Annotated in this window: 19 protein-coding genes and 1 pseudogene; all 20 read left to right on the forward strand. The window is 59.0% G+C overall.

The window, feature by feature from the left end:
* The first annotated feature begins 295 nt into the window (after window positions 1–295).
* The 20 genes and pseudogenes from O3298_RS10605 to O3298_RS10695 all read left to right on the forward strand — a co-directional run bounded on the left by O3298_RS10605 (window position 296) and on the right by O3298_RS10695 (window position 17806).
* The gene (locus O3298_RS10605) at window positions 296–541 is read left to right on the forward strand and encodes a hypothetical protein (RefSeq protein WP_305059274.1); all 246 of its coding nucleotides are present in this window, start codon (window positions 296–298) and stop codon (window positions 539–541) included.
* A 95-nt stretch (window positions 542–636) separates the two neighbouring features.
* On the forward strand, window positions 637–1278 hold the full coding sequence (locus tag O3298_RS10610) for a putative metallopeptidase (RefSeq protein WP_369811542.1): 642 nt from the start codon (window positions 637–639) through the stop codon (window positions 1276–1278).
* A gap of 30 nt (window positions 1279–1308) precedes the next feature.
* A complete protein-coding gene (locus O3298_RS10615; protein ID WP_305059275.1) occupies window positions 1309–1770 on the forward strand; it encodes a DUF2280 domain-containing protein in 462 nt (153 codons plus the stop codon).
* A pseudogene (locus tag O3298_RS29155) lies at window positions 1751–2944 on the forward strand (terminase large subunit domain-containing protein); the annotation flags it as partial. The gene O3298_RS10615 and the pseudogene O3298_RS29155, both read left to right, overlap by 20 nt.
* A 227-nt stretch (window positions 2945–3171) precedes the next feature.
* Window positions 3172–3828: an HNH endonuclease signature motif containing protein gene (locus O3298_RS29160; RefSeq protein WP_369811583.1), complete on the forward strand. Its 657-nt coding sequence runs from the start codon at window positions 3172–3174 to the stop codon at window positions 3826–3828.
* A 140-nt stretch (window positions 3829–3968) separates the two neighbouring features.
* Complete coding sequence (locus tag O3298_RS10625) at window positions 3969–5375, forward strand: DUF4055 domain-containing protein (protein WP_305059277.1); 1407 nt, start codon at window positions 3969–3971, stop codon at window positions 5373–5375.
* A 122-nt stretch (window positions 5376–5497) separates the two neighbouring features.
* The gene (locus O3298_RS10630) at window positions 5498–6292 is read left to right on the forward strand and encodes a DUF6651 domain-containing protein (RefSeq protein WP_305059278.1); all 795 of its coding nucleotides are present in this window, start codon (window positions 5498–5500) and stop codon (window positions 6290–6292) included.
* A gap of 156 nt (window positions 6293–6448) precedes the next feature.
* Window positions 6449–7783: a P22 phage major capsid protein family protein gene (locus tag O3298_RS10635; RefSeq protein WP_305059279.1), complete on the forward strand. Its 1335-nt coding sequence runs from the start codon at window positions 6449–6451 to the stop codon at window positions 7781–7783.
* 66 nt (window positions 7784–7849) lie between these two features.
* On the forward strand, window positions 7850–8263 hold the full coding sequence (locus O3298_RS10640) for a hypothetical protein (protein ID WP_305059280.1): 414 nt from the start codon (window positions 7850–7852) through the stop codon (window positions 8261–8263).
* A 155-nt stretch (window positions 8264–8418) separates the two neighbouring features.
* The gene (locus O3298_RS10645; protein ID WP_305059281.1) at window positions 8419–8820 is read left to right on the forward strand and encodes a hypothetical protein; all 402 of its coding nucleotides are present in this window, start codon (window positions 8419–8421) and stop codon (window positions 8818–8820) included.
* A gap of 1 nt (window position 8821) precedes the next feature.
* The gene (locus O3298_RS10650) at window positions 8822–9466 is read left to right on the forward strand and encodes a hypothetical protein (RefSeq protein WP_305059282.1); all 645 of its coding nucleotides are present in this window, start codon (window positions 8822–8824) and stop codon (window positions 9464–9466) included.
* Entirely contained in the window at window positions 9463–10281 is an 819-nt protein-coding gene (locus O3298_RS10655; protein ID WP_305059283.1) for a hypothetical protein, read from the forward strand. The genes O3298_RS10650 and O3298_RS10655 overlap by 4 nt, the downstream gene beginning before the upstream one ends.
* Before the next feature lie 7 nt (window positions 10282–10288).
* Window positions 10289–10471, forward strand: coding sequence for a hypothetical protein (locus O3298_RS10660; RefSeq protein WP_305059284.1), 183 nt, complete (start codon window positions 10289–10291; stop codon window positions 10469–10471).
* Between the two features lie 59 nt (window positions 10472–10530).
* Window positions 10531–12054 carry a phage tail protein gene (locus O3298_RS10665; protein ID WP_305059285.1) on the forward strand — a complete coding sequence of 508 codons (1524 nt, stop codon included), beginning with the start codon at window positions 10531–10533 and terminating at the stop codon, window positions 12052–12054.
* A 57-nt stretch (window positions 12055–12111) separates the two neighbouring features.
* The gene (locus tag O3298_RS10670) at window positions 12112–12543 is read left to right on the forward strand and encodes a hypothetical protein (RefSeq protein ID WP_289898262.1); all 432 of its coding nucleotides are present in this window, start codon (window positions 12112–12114) and stop codon (window positions 12541–12543) included.
* Between the two features lie 43 nt (window positions 12544–12586).
* Entirely contained in the window at window positions 12587–12967 is a 381-nt protein-coding gene (locus O3298_RS10675; RefSeq protein ID WP_305059286.1) for a hypothetical protein, read from the forward strand.
* Window positions 12968–13133: 166 nt separating this feature from the next.
* Complete coding sequence (locus O3298_RS10680) at window positions 13134–13610, forward strand: hypothetical protein (protein WP_305059287.1); 477 nt, start codon at window positions 13134–13136, stop codon at window positions 13608–13610.
* A 251-nt stretch (window positions 13611–13861) separates the two neighbouring features.
* The gene (locus tag O3298_RS10685; protein ID WP_305059288.1) at window positions 13862–15745 is read left to right on the forward strand and encodes a hypothetical protein; all 1884 of its coding nucleotides are present in this window, start codon (window positions 13862–13864) and stop codon (window positions 15743–15745) included.
* The gene (locus tag O3298_RS10690) at window positions 15742–16701 is read left to right on the forward strand and encodes a hypothetical protein (protein ID WP_305059289.1); all 960 of its coding nucleotides are present in this window, start codon (window positions 15742–15744) and stop codon (window positions 16699–16701) included. Before O3298_RS10685 ends, O3298_RS10690 begins: the two co-directional genes overlap by 4 nt.
* Window positions 16691–17806, forward strand: coding sequence for a hypothetical protein (locus tag O3298_RS10695; protein ID WP_305059290.1), 1116 nt, complete (start codon window positions 16691–16693; stop codon window positions 17804–17806). The genes O3298_RS10690 and O3298_RS10695 overlap by 11 nt, the downstream gene beginning before the upstream one ends.
* The last annotated feature ends 1 nt before the right edge of the window (window position 17807 follow it).

The raw sequence follows: 17807 nt of genomic DNA on the forward strand, positions 1-17807 counted from the left end.
GGCTTTCGCCGCACAGTAGGATCTTGGCTTAGCACACGCAATGAAGTCCATTTACTTACGTCGTGTTTCTGCAGATATGCCTCTGCGGCTGCTATACCAACTTCCACAGCCATACGTACAGCGTCCTCGATGACTTCTTCAGTTTCCTTGTCGGGGCGGGAGATCGACACCGGTCTGTATCTAGACTCAGATTCGTTTGGCATGCGCATACATTGCTTGATGGAAAGCTAAATCATGCCGAAAGAAAATTCATCGGAATTGATTTACATCAATCGTTTCCTACCTTCGAAATACTATGAATAGAGTGCAACATCCATCGAACAACGATGTGCTCGGCGCGCCAACAGGCTGGGATCAAGCCGAGTTGCCGTGCGGTGCGCTCCCGATCACGCGCACGAATGTGGGCGACCTGCCGGCCGTGGTGTCGTACTGGCGCCCCGACGCCGAGGAGCTGGCTGCGCTGAACTCCGGCGGCGCCGTGCGGCTGTGGGTGGTGGGCGCAACGATGCCGCCTGTGATGCTCGACGTCGAAATCGCTTGAAACACTACATTTAGTAGGTCGCGAGCGAAAGTGTCGGAAATCGCCGGGCTGAGACCGCTGAAATTACTACCAAACACTACATCTAGTAGGTCGGGATGAAGAAAAGCCGCAATTCCGCAGCGCCCACGTCGACGCGCCCGATGCCGCCGACCGAATTCACCGACCCGCTGAACAATCGGTACATGTCCGCGCCCGAGGTGCTGAAGTGGGTCCGCGCCACCATCCTCACCGAAGGCGGCGCGCTCTACAACGAAGACCACGCCCATCTGGAATATGCCGATGTGCAGTTCCTGTGGGCGCCGATGGGCTTCGTGAAGGCTGGCCGCACCGTGCTGGGCCAGTGCGAGGAAGTGACGTTCCGCTGTGGACCGTGGCAGAAGGGGCGGCAGCAACAGCAGATGGTCGACTGGTTCGGCGCCGTGCCGGACTTCCTGATTACCTTGGACGCATCGTATTGCCTGACTTGTTGTGACGCTGAATTCTGCGCGCTGGTCGAGCACGAGCTTTATCACATCGCCCAGGAGATGGATGACTTCGGCGCACCGGCCTTCAACAAGTACGGACTGCCGAAGCTGTGCATGCGTGCTCATGACGTCGAAGAGTTCGTCGGCGTGGTCCGGCGCTACGGCGCCAGCGAGGACGTGCAGCGCATCATCGACGCGGCAAAGACGGCGCCAGAAGTGGCAAAAATCAACATAGCGAGGGCGTGCGGAACGTGTCTTCTAAAGGCTGCGTAGCCTTTACGTTGCTTTACAGGAAACTAAAACATGGCCGCACTCAAGGACGAGGTGAAGCTGTTCATCGTCAATGCGCTGGCCTGTTTCGACGCGCCCACGCAGGTGTCGATAGCGGTAAAAGAGGAATTCGGGCTCGATGTGAGCCGCCAACAGGTCTCCTGCTATGACCCGAACACGTACGTCGGCCGTAACCTGAGCCAGAAGTGGCGGACGATCTTCGAAGAGACGCGGACCAAGTTCCGCGCCACTGCCGAGGAAATCCCCATTGCCAGCAAGGCGTTTCGCCTGCGTGGCTTGGGCCGCCTGGCGCAGAAGGCTGAGAACATGCGCAACTTGCCTCTGGTGGCCAGTCTCTACGAGCAGGCCGCCAAGGAAGTGGGCGACATCTATGTGAACAAGGGCAAGGCCGAGCAGGCGGATCAGGCGCCCACACCTGTCGCCATCACCTTCGGCGTGAAAGACGCCAAGCGCCATGACGACAATCCAGTTTGACCTGAACGTACCGCAATCGAGCTTCCTGCAGTTGCCGCACAAGTTCAAGGCCTACGTGGCCGGGTTCGGCTCCGGCAAGACGTTTGTGGGCTGCGCCGGCATATGCGCCCACTTTTGGCAGTGGCCAGGCATCAACCAGGGCTACTTCGCGCCGACCTATCCGCAGATCCGCGACATCTTCTATCCCACGATGGAGGAGGTGGCCTACGCGATGGGCCTGCGCATCAAGGTGAAGCAGGGCGACCACGAGGTCGAGGTGTATGAGGGTCGGCGCTATCGCGGCACGGTCATCTGTCGCTCGATGGAGAAGCCGGAAACCATCGTCGGCTTCAAGATCGGCCACGCGCTGATCGATGAGCTGGACGTGATGCCGCTGAAGAAGGCGCAGACGGCCTGGCGCAAGATCATCGCCCGTATGCGCTACAAGGTGCCGGGCCTGATGAACGGCATCGACGTGACGACGACGCCCGAGGGCTTCAAGTTCGTCTATCAGCAGTTCGTGAAGGCCATCCGGGACAAGCCTGAGCTGGCCAGCCTGTACGGCCTGATCCAGGCGAGCACGTTCGACAACGAGCTGAACCTGCCAGATGACTATATCCCATCGCTGATGGCCAGCTACCCGCCGGCGCTGATCGATGCGTACTTACGCGGCAAGTTCACGAACCTGACCAGCGGCAGCGTATACGCCGACTTTGACCGCGCGCTGAACCATACGAACGAGATCATCCTGCCCGGTGAGCCGCTAATGGTGGGCCTCGACTTCAACGTGCAGAACATGACTGCCTGCATCAACGTGGTCCGGGAAGGGCTGCCGCGCACGCTGGCCGAGCGCGTACAGGTGCGCGATACACCGGCCATGGCCAAGATCTTGAAGGAAGACTTCAAGGACAAAGGCCACCAGGTGAAGATTTTCCCGGATGCCTCCGGCCAGAACACCAGCAGTAAGAACGCGAGCGAGTCCGACCTGTCCATTTTGCGCCAGGCGGGCTTCCTGCTCGAAGTGAACCACTCAAACCCTGCGGTCAAGGATCGGGTCAACGCCTATAACGGGATGATCCTGAATGCCCAGGGCGAGCGCCGCTGGAAGATCAACACCGACCAGTGCCCGACCACCACCGAGGCGCTGGAGCAGCAGGTGTGGGGCGCCGACGGCCAGCCGGACAAGAAATCTGGCCATGACCACGCATGTTTCACTGCAGACACGGTAGTGCAGACGCGTGCCGGTTGCTACCGATTCGATGAGTTGCCCTTCGCTGGCGAGGTGCTCGGCCCTAGTGGCGAGTGGGTTGCTTACCGTGGCGCAGGTAAGACTGGTGCAAAGCTCACGGTTAAGATCACCATTGCGAATGGCTACGTTATAGAATGCTCGCAAGATCATCTTTTTCTTGTGAGGAGCGGCGAATGGATTCAAGCGAAAGACCTGATGGGCCACGAGTGCATGTCGTTAGTACAACCTGCCAAGAATTTGAGGGTAGGCGCTACTACCTTTGCGGGAAATACTTCCAAGACTCAGCGTCCGACGGCGAAAAGCGACTCCACCGGGCAGTCTGGATTGCGTGGCACGGACCAATTCATGAAGATCATCACGTACACCATTGCGACGGCGACCGCAGCAACAACCAGCCTGAAAACTTGTTTTGCTTGCCCGGTGATGAGCATAACCGCGAACATGGCTATGAGCGGGCTGATGAAATTGCTGAAATGGGCAGGACCTACCAGGCTCGCACCAAGGCTTGGCACGGATCCGATGCCGGCAAGAAGTGGCATGCAGAGCAGTATGAGAAAACCGTCGCTGCGCTTCGGGCAACACATTCTGCGAATTGCTCATGCTGTGGAAAGCAGTTTGAGGCAAGTAGTACCGTCAAGAATGGCGATGTCAAATACTGCTCCAAGGCATGTAAGGCGCATTCAAGGCGGCAGAGCGGCGTTGACGACGTTACTCGCGTCTGCACGAAGTGCGCAATCTCGTTCCTTGCCAACCGTTACAGCACGAGGAGGTTTTGTGACGGATGTTTCCCCGCAAGGCGTTCGCGAGGTGTATTGCCTGACAGTGCCTGATATCGGCTGCTTCAAGCTTGATGCGCAGTCGCCAATTGTCTCGAACTGTGACGCTAACGGGTATTTCCTCGTGAAGCGCTACCCGATCATGAAGCGCACAGCCGGTGTAGTCGAACTGGATATTTAATTGCAAGGAAAACATGGTGAACAAGGTCAACGATACGTCGGACGCAGTTGCAGCGATGCAGAGCGACTGGCGCAAGATCGACGCGCTGGTCGGTGGCACGGCGGCCATGCGTAAGGCGCGCGAGGTCTATTTGCCCAAATTCCCGCGCGAATCAGACGATAGCTATGACTACAGGGTCAAAACATCGACCCTGTTCAACGGACTGGGCCGGACGCTAGAGAACATGTCGGCCAAGCCGTTCGCCGAGGCTGTGACGCACACCGGCTTTGATTCGGATGCCGAGACGTGGCTCGAAAACATCGACCTGTGCGGCAACAACATCACGGTTTTCGCGCACAACGTGCTGACGGCCGGCCTGAAATACGGCCTGACGCATATCTTGATCGAGAGTCCTACGACGACGGACAAAGATGGCAAGTTGCTGTACCCGACCAGGGCGGCCGAGGCTGCCGCTGGTGTGCGGCCCTATCTGGTGCACATCGAGCCGGCTCAGGTCATCGGCTGGCGCAGCGCTAAGGGGGCGAATGGCGCCGAGGTCGCGGTGATGGTGCGCATCATGGAGAGTGTCGAGGAGCCAGCTGGCGACTTCGGCACCAGATTTATCCAGCAAATCCGCGTTTTGACGCCCAGCGCGTGGGAAACTTACCGCAAAAACGATAAGGATGAATGGCTGTTGCACGAAAACGGCCCGATGTCGCTCGGTAGCATCCCGCTGGTGACGTTCTACACGCGTCGGACGGGCTTCATGACCGCCGTGCCGCCGCTGCGCGACCTGGCCGACTTGAATATCAAGCACTGGCAGTCGTCCAGCGATCAGGATTCGATCCTTCATACGGCTCGCGTCCCGATTTTGGCGCTGATTGGCCTGGACGAGGGGGGGGATGTCAGCATCGGGGCGAAATCCGCGCTCCGGCTGCCGCAGGGCGGGGACGCAAAGTATGTCGAGCACACTGGTGCCGCCATCGAGGCCGGCCGGCAATCGCTGCAGGATCTGGAGGCGCAGATGCGCGCTATGGGCGCCGAGCTGCTGGTTGAGACGCAGGTGTCGACCACCGCCACCCAGAACAACATTGAGGACGACGAGGCGAAGTGCCAGTTGTCGCGCATGGTTGAAGGCCTGGAGGACGCGCTCGACAACGCCGTTGGCATCATGCACGCATGGGTGAAGCGTGAATATGTAGGCGACATCGATATCTTCGACGATTTCTCCTCTGGCGCAGTGCTGCAAGCCGCCGGGCCGTTCCTGCTTGCCCTGGCCAATCTGGTTGAAGCCGGAATGCTGTCAAAAGAGGATGCATTCGGTGAAATGCGGCGCTACGGCATTATCAATCCCGATCTGGCATGGGAGGACGTACAGGCCAGGATCAATGCAGATCTGCCGCCCACCCCAGCGAAGTTGCCGGTGTCGGCAACCAAATAGAGCAAATTTTTCAGTTTTCGAAGCTGCTTGGGCAACCTGGCGGCTTTTTTATTGCCGCTAGCGGACGCGACGCGGTGCACGGCCTGACGGCCATAACGGGCGGATGCCCAAGGAAGACCAGCATGCCTTTCAAAATGAATGCCGACGGAACAATTGCAATCGACGCAGATAAGAAACTGCCAATTTTCATCCACGCCGATGGCCGTGAAGCGCCGTTCGACGCCGACACCACTGTGGCCAACATCAGCCGTCTGAACGGCGAGGCCAAGAGCCACCGCGAGCGCGCCGAGGCCGCCGAGGGCAAGCTGAAAGGCTTTGAGGGCATCGAAGACGGTGAGGCAGCTCGCCAGGCGCTCGAAACCATGAAAAACATCAAGGCCGGCGACCTGACCACTGCCGCCGGCGTCCAGGTGATCAAAGACGCTGCGGCTAAGTCGGCGAACGAGGCAGTAGCGGCTGCCACGCGTCAGGCTGCTGAGGCGCTCAAGGCAGCGACCGATCAAAACACGAAGCTGACGTCCGACTTAAACAATCATATCGTGGGCGGCTCGTTCGCCAGTTCGAAGTTCATCGCTGAGAAGTTGGCGATCCCTGCCGATATCGCGCAGAAGTTCTTCGGGGATCGCTTCAAGGTCGACGGCGGCAAGCTGGTCCCGATGAATGCTGACGGCACACCGATCTTCTCCGCCACCGACCACGGCAACCATGCCGGATTCGAAGAGGCTCTGCAGGTCATGGTCGGCCAGTACGCCAACAAGGACATGATCCTCAAGGGCTCTGGTGCCTCCGGCGGTGGCGCCCAGGGCGGCGGGGCTGGCGGCACTGGCGGCAAGAGCATCACCCGCGCCCAGTTCGATGCGATGCCCCCGATGGAACGCCAGGCCGCGATGAAAGGCGGGGCTACCGTTACCGAGTAACAATATCCGATTCGTGATCGCTGGCCCGCCGCGCGCGGGCTTTTTTGCATCCTTAGCACCGCAACGACATAGCCATGACCTGGATGGGGAGTGGCGCTTTGGGCTGGATGGCCTGTTTGAAACCAAATCTCCCATTTTCCAAAAGGCTCTAATAACATGAAAAAATTCCACACCATCGCCGTCGCAATGGCCGCCATGGCTTTTGCATCGGTCGCGTCTGCAACCACCGCTGGCATCGATAAGCTGAGCCTCTACGCTCGTGCCTTCGGTGAGATCGCTTATGCGCACATCAACAATTTCATGGCCAATAAAGGCTTGATGCTCGGCGTGAACAATCTGACCGGTCTGATTCCGACCATGTTCGAGGCGCTCGACACCGTGTCGCGCGAGGCTGTCGGCTTCATCCCCGCAGTAAAGCGCAACTCCAGCGCTGAGAAGGCTGCGCTCGGGCAGGTCATCACCATTCCTGTTACTCAACAGGGCACGCTGATCGACATTACGCCTGGCGTTACTGCGGCCGGCACCGGCGGCCAGACTGTCGCGCCAAACACCATGACGATCTCGAAATCGAAGGCCTACGAGGTCCTGTGGGGCGGCGAGGAGCAGCGTGGCCAGTTGAACGCGGGCACCTACAACAGCACGTTGCTGGACCAGTTCATGCAAGGTTTCCGCACACTGGCCAATGCCGTCGAGGGTGATCTGGCCTCGTTGGCTATCAATGCTTCGCGTGCTTACGGTACGGCTGGCACCACGCCCTTTGGCGTTTCGGCTGATCTGTCGGACTTCGCACAGTCGCGCAAGATCCTGATCGACAACGGCGCCCCACAGACCGACCTGCAAATGGTCATGAACACGGCTGCAGCCGCCAATATGCGCGGCAAACAGGCTGGCCTGTTCAAAGTGAATGAAGCCGGCTCGGAAATCCTCCTGCGTACTGGCTCGATCGCGCTGCCAGTCGACGGCTTCTACCCGCATGAATCGGGTCAGATCAAGTCCTTCACCAAAGGCACCGGCACCAACTACACCTCGAATACGGCAGGCTATGCCGCTGGCGCTACGGTCGTCAATATCATTACCGGCACGGGCACCGTTCTGGCTGGCGATGTCGTTTCCTGGGCTGGCGACCCGAACAAATATGTCGTTGCAGTTGGTAATACCGCCTCCGGCCCGATCACTCTGGCGGCGCCAGGCCTGCTGCAGGCAATTCCGGCTGCAGCTACCGCAATGACCATTGGCGGCAGCTACACCGCTAATCTGGCCTTCAACCGCAGCGCGATCCAGCTGATCACCCGCGCGCCCGCGATGCCTGTTGGTCCCGATGGTAAGCCGATGGATATGGCCGACGACGTTGTCGAAATGGTCGATCCGATTTCCGGTCTGGTCTACCAGATCGCGATGTACAAGATGTACCGTCAGATCAAGTACGAAATCGGCCTGGCGTGGGGCGTGAAAGCGGCCAAGAGCGAGCACATCGCGCTGCTGCTGGGCTAATCGACCCGGCTCCGGCCGGCATCAACACGCGGAGGGCTTCGGCCCTCTGCCGCAATTGGAAACCCCATGAACATTGAAACCATCCGCGTAGTTTCCCCGGAATCCAGCGAGAACCCGCTGGGCTTCATCATCATCAACCGAGCCGATTTCGACTCGGCCAAGCACGAGCCGTTTGGCGACGACCTGGGCACTGTCGCGCTGGCGGAGCGCGTGCCGACCATGGCCGAGCTCCTCGCAGCCCGCGACCAGCTGGCGCAGCGCGCCGCCGACCTCGACGCTGAGGACGCACGCCTGAAAGCGCAAGCCGAAACCCAGGCCGCCGAAGCCCAGCGCCTGATCGACGAGGCCGCTGCACAAGTCTTTTCTGCCAAAAAGCCCGGCATCGCCGACCTGCGCGACGCGCTGACATCCAAGGGCATCACCTTTGATCCAGCCGCCAGCAAGGCAGACCTGCAGGTACTGCTGGACGCTGCGGCCTAATTCCGCGCCAGCTTCAGCACCGGCTCGTCCAGCGCGGGCTTTTAACGCCCAAAGGAACCCATGCTCGTCATCGAAACTGGCATCGGCATACCGGACGCCGAGTCCTGTGCCGGTGATGCCTGGGTGGACGTGCACCGCACCTAAAAAAGGGAAATATGTCTCTCACCACCGCGCAAATGGCTGACGTCAGGCGCTATATGGGCTATTCGCTCGTGGGCACGACGATGCAGATCGGGCCGAATCAAGATGTGGTTTATGGCCGCTTCGGCATGACCTTGATGTCGCTGTACACGCGCCTTACGACGTTGACGGCCGACGAGGAGGCTGTGCTGGTCAATACCTACCTCGCTAACCTCTGCCCACTCGAAGCGGCGATCTTCGGCGCCGGCGAGAATCTCGACACCGACCAGGCCGCGATCTGGACGCGCAACAAGCGCGAGGTGGCTGATCGCACGGCACTCTTTAACCAAGCGCGGCGCCAGATGTGCGAATTCGTCGGCTTCCCGCCTGGCGGCAATCTCGGCGCTGGTGGCTCGATCACGCTGGTGCGATCCTGAAATGGACGGCGTCACCATTCAAAACCGCGTTTATCTCGGCTACGCCAAAGCGGCAGCCAAGATCGGTATCGCACATGACCTATACCGGCCGACTGGCTCGACCAGCCCGCTGGCGAGCGGCAATAGGCTGGCGAGCCTTCCGGCCAGCTTCAACGCCGAGAGCTTTGGCTACGGTAGGCCGAACAAGTATGGCAAGCCGACATGGTATGCAGTGGTTGACGGCGCGCAGACACGAGTGGGTGACTACTTGGTCGGGCCAAGCGGAACGTTTTTCATCGCCGCCCAGCAGGCGCTGCTGCCGATACTAGCAGTCGAGTGCTCTAACATTATCACTGTGCTGCGGCCGCAGCAGCAGACAGGGATCGGCGCCGTCGGCTACGGTGGCGACGTCGATGCGAACGAAACGCCGCTGCTGATCGACTGGCCAGCCTCGGTGCTGCAGGGCGCCAAGGGCGAGAAGAATGAAACGAATCTGCCGGGCGACGTCCGATCGCCTTGGTGGGCCGTGCTGTTGCCTGCGCTCCCAGGTTTGCTGTTGCACACGGCGGACATCATTACCGACAATCTAGGTCGCCGGCTTGTGGTCAGCTCGGCCGAGCTGACCGACATGGGCTGGCGCATCACCGCAATGCAGGCACTGACATGAGCGATATCGGCGACGTACAAAACAGCCTTGTGGCCATGGTTGCAGCTGCGGTCTACCCGGGCGGCACCGGCGATGCCTCTGTCTCCGGCAAGGATATCGTTGTCTACGCCGGCTGGCCGACCAGTTCGCGCCTCGACGCCGATCTACTGGTGGAAAAGGCGCACGTCACTGTTTTTCAGACCCAAATCGAGGCAAACAAGACCCGTTACCCGAAGGACTGGAAGGAGGCGAGCATCAACACTGCAGGCCTGGCCATCGTGGTAACCGGCCAACAGATCACGATCAGCGGCGCACCGCTTGAGTCATTCCAGCCTGAGAACGTCTCGGTCCGAATCGGCCGGAAGTGCTACGTGGTGACCGCAAGACCGGAAGACACGCCTACGACGCTGGCTTTCGTCCTGGCGGTGCAGATTGCCGCCGATTGGCCGGCTGCAGTGGCCGCCGGCGGCGTCATCACGCTGCCAGCTGCCGCGAACATCACGGCGGCGCTGATCGGCGTGGCCGGCACGGTAGTGCGCGTGCTTCGCACCCTGGAACGCGTGTTCCAGATTACGGTCTGGTCGGCGACGCCGGCACAGCGCGACGTTATCGGCAGGGCACTCGATACCGCGCTGGCGGGAACTGAACGCTTCACGCTGGCCGATGGGTACGGCGCGCGGCTTATATATCGGAGCAGCCACGTAACTGACCAGCAGCAGAAGGCGAAGCTGTATCGGCGTGACTTTCAGTACAGCGTCGAGTATTCGACGACGCAGTCAATGACTGCAACCCAAATCACGCAGACCGCACTGAACAGTACGGGAAGCGCTACTTAGGAACGCCATGAATTTCAATTTAACTGTTATCGAAGCTTTCCTTTCCCACAGTAAAGGCGAGGTGATCAGCGACCCCGCGGAGGTCGCGAAGTATGTCGATTCTGATTGGCAAGGCCATTTCGTGAAGAGTGCGGCACCGGCGGCGTCCACTACTAAACCGGCGGCAAAGGGCGACGCTGCCGCGAAGTAATCCAACATCAAGCCATTTTGGCCGCCGTCGGGCGGCTTTTTCATTTCTAGGAGCCGTTCATGACTGTAGTTCAACAGGGCAGCATCAATACCACGGCGCTTATCGTGCCCGATCTGTACGTCCAGATTGTTCCACCGAGCGTTGCGCTGCTCAACGGATTGCCGACCAATATCCTCGGCATTGTCGGCACGGCGACCTGGGGGCCGGTCAATGCGCCGGCGGTTATCGGCAGCATGGCCGACTATTCGCGCCAGTTCGGTGCAATCATGCCGCGCAAGTACGATATGGGCACGGCCGTGGCCGCGGCAGTGCTGCAGGGTGCCAATAACTTCCGCTGTGTGCGCGTCACCGACGGCACCGATACTGCCGCCAGCGGCACGCTCACAACTTCTTCAGCCGCCGATGCTACGGCTATTGCTGCCGCGATCAATGCCGGCCAGTCCGGCTTGCGCGGGCCGTCCCAGCTCGCGGTGGCCACCGCCGCCTTGGCAGTGCTCACCGTCACGTCCAAATATACTGGCACCTTCGGCAATTCCATGGTGGTGTCAATCGGCGCCGGCAGCAAAGCGACTACCAGTCGCGTCACGATCGCTCTGCCTGGCCAAGTCCCGGAAGTGTTTGACAACCTGGGCGTTGCCAGCGCGGCCGCCGCCACCGCTGCAGTTGCCGGCGGCACAGACGGCGCTACGACGATTACGGGGGGCGTGCTGGTGGGCGTAGACACCGTGCCCCGTAAAGGCATGTACGCGCTCCGCAACACGGGTGTGTCCGTCGCGATGCTGAGCGACGTCGATGATTCGACCCAGTGGTCTACCCAAGTGGCGTTCGGCTTGTCGGAAGGCACGTATATGGTTTTGACAGGCCCGGCCGGCGATACCATCACCAATGCCGTGACTGCAAAGGCCTCGGCAGGCATCGACTCGTACGCGGCAAAACTGCTCTTCGGCGACTGGATTTACTTTAACGACACCGTCAACAGCCAGGTGCGATTGATTTCGCCGCAGGCATTCAGCGCCGGCCGGCTGGCCAACCTGTCGCCCGAGCAGTCCAGTTTGAACAAGCCGATGTATGGCATCGTCGGCACGCAGAAATCGCAGCAAAACCTGGTGTATTCGAATGCGGAGCTGCAGTTGCTGGGCCAGGCAGGCATTGATGTTATTACGAATCCGATTCCTGCCGGAAACAGTTTCGGCGCGCGCTTCGGCCACAACACATCGAGTAATGCGGTCACCAACGGCGACAACTATACCCGCCTGACCAATTACATTGCGTACAGCCTTGATGCGGGCATGGGCCAATACATTGGCAAGCTGCAGTCGCCAAGCGTACGCCGCTCTGCATCTGCATCGATTTCGTCCTTGCTGGAAGGTATGAGCGGCCAGGGCATGATCGGCAGCGCAGACGGTAGCCAGCCCTACAGCGTGCAGATCAATGATGCCAACAACCCTCAAGCGCGCGTCGCCTTGGGCTACATGCAAGCTGACGTCAAGGTGCGCTACTTGTCGGTGATCGAGAAATTCATCATCAATCTGGAAGGCGGCCAGTCGGTCAATATCAGCCGACAATCCGTCAATTTGGCCTAAGCCGTTCATCCCACCGAGGCCCGCGCTGCCGGGCCGCACTTTTTCTAGGAGCATCAGATGCCGCTTAATGGCTACTCAGTCGGGCGCGACTTGTCGCTCGATATTATCGGCCCCAATGGGCCGATCAATCTTAACCAGATCGTCGGCTTCACAGCTAAACCCGACGTCACTGACAAGAAAATCAAGGGCCTCGATGGCATTACCCGTCATCTGCGCTTTCCTGACGGCTGGTCGGGCTCGTTCGACCTGGAGCGCCAGAACAACGTCGTTGACGACTATTTCTCGACGCTGGAAGCAAACTACTACGCAGGCCTGAACGAAAACCCTGCCACGATCACGGAGACTATCCAGGAGGTGGATGGCTCGGTTTCGCAGTATCGATTCCTGCAAGTACTGCTGACGCTGGAAGACGCCGGTAGCTTCAAGGGCGACGATACTGTGCATCAGAAAGTGCGTTTCGTCGCTGCCCGCCGCGTAAAAGTCTCGTAATTCAACCGCTGCCGGGAAGGTCTGGCGGAAAACAAGGAATGCCATGAACACAGAACAAGTAAAAGTGACCTTGCGCGAAGCGCCTGCAGCGCAAGTACTCGCCAAGGCGCATGAAGAGACGGTCGTCACCGATGCGCGCGGCCGAGTTATCAAACTGAAGAAGCCAGGCGTGCTCGCGCAATATCGCCTGATCGAGGCATTAGGTGACTCGGCTGCTAACCAAACCTATATGGGCATGGTCTTGCCGTTGATCTACGTCACCGCAATCGACGATCTGGCAGTGAACCCTCCTAAGCTGAAAATGCACGTCGAGGCGCTTATTCAGCAGCTGGACGAGGATGGCATCGAGGCCGTCATGAAGCACGTCCAGGAAACCTATGGCAAGACGGATCCGGACGCTGACAAGGCTGAATTAAAAAAGTAGTCCGGGCCGGCCCGATTCGCGAATGCCTGTTTCTGGTAAAGAACCATGTGCCATTTGATATTGCGTTCGGGCTGGATGACATTACGCGAACGGGCTGGTGCATCATTTTTTCTGAAATGGACGGCGCGAAATTCAATTTTCACACCATGGCCTACGAGGAGCAGAAATGAAGGAATTCTCAAGCATTGGCGCGATGGTTGCTTATCTCGCTACGCTGGCGGCAGCCCAGAATCTCGCACTTCATCGGGGCTTAAAGAAATGCGCCGTGGCAATAGAGGGGACGGCGAAGAGCGAATTTGGCCACTACCAGGGGGAGGTGGCACCGTTCGCTGGCTGGCCGGAATTGGCTGAGAGCACCAAAGAGGACCGGGTAGCGAAGGGCTTTTCCGAGAACGATCCGCTGCTGCGCACTGGCAAGCTGCAAAAGTCGGTGAGCCACCAAATCTCAGGCTTAACGGCAGTTATTGGCTCCGACAGCGAGGTTATGGTCTACCAGGAGCTGGGCACGGACAAGATTCCACCGCGTGCCGTGCTTGGCCCTGCAGCGATACGTAACAAGAAGCTGGTGGGGAAAATTCTTGGCCATGCGGCAGCGGAGGGGCTGCTGTACGGGGCAGGCGCTACGTTGGCAAGATTGACGTGATAGCGATGTAGAGGGCAAACAAAGCCCCGATTAGTCCGATCAGTCCGATTAGAAAAAGTGCCATAGATAAAAGCACCAGGTCTAGCCGCTGGCCGATTGTCATTTCATGCTCGAAGATTGTCCCTCCTTTTGACGCTCTGCGCGTGACGGCGTCAGCTGGCCTGATGTTGGGATACTGCACCCAAGACACCCGGTCAGCGAGCCACTCTTGGATTCGGTGAGAGCGATTCATGTTTCCTCAAGGATTTTAAATGTTCGAAGCCTATACAATCGGCATAAAAATGTCGCTGCTGAATGGCGTCAGCTCCGGATTAATGCTGATGAGCCGTGATTTCGCTAAAACCGAAGCACAAGCGACGCTTCTTGAGCGCCGTCTTAATAGTATCAAAAAAGACGCCCTTAAAGGCGGCCTAATGCTTGGGGTAGGAGTGGGCATGCTGGCACTTCTAAAGGCTCCCATGGATGCCGCCCGTCAGTATGAATTGGCGTTCACGAAGTTTAAAACACTCAATTTAGGCGAATCAGTCAATAAACAGGCCGATCAGTTTGCACGTGGTGCCAATTTAATCGGCGTCAGCAGCAAGGATTTGATGACAACACTATCCGAATCCGTAGGGTTGTTTGGTGGGTTTGACGTAGCGAAGAAGTTGGCACCGCACCTGGCTAATTTGAACAAAGCGAACAGCGCAATTTTCTCTGGGAAATTGGATCACATTGACGAGGGAAGCACGCGCGCGTTAATGAAGTTCATTGATCGCAGGGGGGGGACTCATGATGAAGGTACCTTTTTGCGAAATCTTGACCTTGCTCAAAGGATGGTTACTGGATCCGGCGGTTTTGTTAAATTTCGAGACCTCGACCAGTTTTCGCAGCAAGGCGGAACAGCCTTCCGAGGCTTGTCTGACCAAGGGATTCTGAACATGTCGTTGCTCTTACAGGAGCAAGGCGGTGCTCGGGCAGGTACTTCGCTCATGTCGTTGTATCAGAACCTAATAGCTGGTCGGACTCCCAAGAAGACTATGGGGCTTCTGCAGGAAATGGGGCTGGCCAAGCTGAGTACAGAGACGCACGGTTCAGTCGGCGGGAAGCCGCTGAAGGCTATGGTAATGAAGGATATAAAGGGGGGCGAGTTGCTCCAGGCGAATCCACCTGAGTGGATTCGGAGCGTATTCCTCCCGGCACTACAGGCAAATGGAGTTACATCTGAAGCGCAAATTCTTAAGCGTACGAATGACCTAATTTCAAATAGGACGGCATCAAACCAGGCTTCCATTATGGGTACGCAGATACTTCAAATGATCCGCGACGCGAACTTGGCAAAAAATGCCATGGGTGCCAACCAAACCATCCAGGCATACAAAAACGATCCGAACAGCAAGTTTGCTGATCTCCAAGCGAAATACAACGGCCTGATGGTCGAACTGGGGTTGGTCGTTCTGCCCATGGCCATCAAGGCGCTACAAGTACTGACGCCGCAACTTCGAGGCTTCGGAGAATGGATCCGAGAAAACCCGAGAACCGTGAAGCTTCTTGCCTCAGCCTTCGTGGGGCTTGCTGCAAGTCTTGCTATTCGCGGAACAATTTTGCTTCTTAGCGCAGGCTTTCGCACCCTTGGCCTGGCGTTGACTCTTGGCACAGGATTATCATTGCCTGCAAGCATAAGCGCGCTTGGAGTCGCGGCAGCAGGCCTAGCAGCTCCAATTGCCATTGCAGTTCTTGCCATTGGAACTATTGCCGGCGCGCTGTATGCATTTCGCCCTATCACAAAGGCCGAAATCGAGGCCGCGAAATTCGAAGGCGGCGCAAAGTTGAGCCCATCCGCTGCAGCGCGCATCGCCAACGGGGCACTTGCAGTGCCGTCTCTTCCAGTGGCTCCCCGCATTCCCGCTGTGCGATATGGCGCTCCTATGGTTGCCATATCGCAAGGTCCTACGGTTACTTCCCCCCTTGTTGAAAACGCGATTGCAAGCACGACTCAGCGTACCGGCATGGTCGAAACGAATATTCATATTGATGGCGTGAGAATCGGCAAAGCGGTCACCGCCTACCAGACCAAGGCTTCGGCCGGGCCGCAGTCCGGCATTGGGCGCTTTGATTCCTCAATGGCAGCACCACAACCAGGGATATCACGATGAAGCCTGACACTTACATGCAGCTCGGCGACATGCAGTTGTCGCGCTACGAGGTGCCGGAATCGATCGGCTTTGGTGGCGAACAGGCACTCGCTGTGCACGAACTGACCGGTGGCAGGCGTGTTGTTGACGCGATGGGGCGCCAGGACCGCCCTCTGGAGTGGTCGGGCCTGTTCATCGGCGAAAACGCCAGCGAGCGCGCTCGCTACCTGAACGCGCTGCGGATCGCCGGCAAGCAGGTCAACGTGTCTTGGGCTGAGTTCGCTTACAAGGTGGTCATTCGGTCTGCGCTGCTGGACTACCGGCGCGCCTACGAGATTCCGTACACGATTTCGTGCACGGTCATAGAGGATTTAACGATCCCTGTGTTCGAGCTGACGGCGTCGTCCATCGATTCCGCTATCAGCGACGACATGGATGCAGCGAATGCGCTGGGCGACCAGATCGGCGATGGCACGTTGTCGACGATGCTGGGCACGCTCAATTCGGCCATCAAATCCGTGTCGTCCTTTGCCGGGGCGGCCCAGAGCACGATCACCAGCGTACTGGGGCCTGTCCTGGCCGTCCAGTCGCGCGTCTCGGCGTTGATTGCCGCGACGGGCAACACGATCTCGAATATCTCGACGGTCGGCGGTGTGCTGCCGAATAACCCGATCGCGATGCAGGCCGCCAAGCTGTCCCGCCAAGTGGCGGGATTTACGCAACTGCCTCTGCTGCTCAACCTGCAGTCGACGGTGGGGCGCATGGGCGCGAACCTGGGCGCGGTGTCCGGCGCCGGGACCAGCATCACGACCGCCGGCGGCAACCTGTTCGCCATGGCATCCAAGGCCTACGGCGACGCCACGCAATGGGTAGGTATCGCCCGGGCCAACAAAATCAGTGACCCGGCGCTGACCGGCGTGCAAACAATCATCATCCCGCGCGTGCCGGGCGATACAGGGGGCATCAATGCCGGTTAATCCAGATGCGGTATCCGCAGCGCGCCAGCCGCGTGGCATCGTCAATGTGGACGGCGTGCGCGTCGACGGATGGGTGCGGTTCGAGGCCGATAACAACACCTTCAGCGAGGCCGACACGTTCCGCGTGGTGTTCGCGTTGTCGGCGCTGCCGGCCGTCTATGGCGATTCATTTTGGGCATCGCAGACCGAGGTGTTTGTCGAGGTGCTCGCCGGCTTCCCGGCCGACGCCGAGCACTATAGTGCCGAGGAGTTGCGGAGTTGGGTCTACGGGCGCGTCGATGACGTCGAGTTCGACCCCGTGGCGCGAACTGTGGTTGTCTCAGGGCGCGACCTGACGGCCATCCTGATCGACGCGCGGACCATGGAGTCGTTCCAGAACCTGACCGCGTCCCAGGTGGCCACAAAGCTGGCCCTGCGCCATGGCTTTACGCCAGTGGTCACGGCGACAAGGGACATGGTCGGCAGCTACTACGAGACGGACACGATCAAGGTCAACACGCAGCGCAGCGAGTGGGACATTTTGACGACGCTGGCGGCGGCCGAGGGCTTTACCTGCTTTGTGCGCGGCAAGGAACTTCACTTCGAGCCGATCGCGCCAGCGCCGGTCGATAGCTACGCGCTGAAATGGGAGGCGCCGAACGACCAAACGGGCGCCTACAGCTTCAACGGCAAGGCCATCAGCTTTCGCCGCGCGCTGAGCATCGCCCGCGGCGTGGTAGTAGAGGTGACCTACACCGTGCCGAACAAAAAAGGCACGTTTCGTGTGCGCTATCCGAGCAAGGCCGCCGATATCAAAGTGGGGCAGAGCGCCGCTTCGGCGCAACTCTACCGCATCACCATGCTCGGCACCAGCCCACAGGGCGCGCTGAATCGGGCGCAGCGTGAGCACGCCGCAATCACGAAGCACGAGGTCAAGATGGTGGCAAGCCTGCCGGCCGACGACATCCTGACGACGACGAACATCATCACAGTGACCGGCACCGGTACTGCGTTTGATCAAACCTATTATCCGGAGAGCATCATGCGTGAAATGGATGTTAGCACCGGCTATTCGATGACTGTGCACGCGAAAAACCATTCGCCGGAAACGGTCGTGGCGATATGAG

This window comes from Janthinobacterium sp. SUN137 (assembly GCF_030587265.1).
Classification (GTDB): Bacteria; Pseudomonadota; Gammaproteobacteria; order Burkholderiales; family Burkholderiaceae_D; genus Janthinobacterium; species Janthinobacterium kumbetense.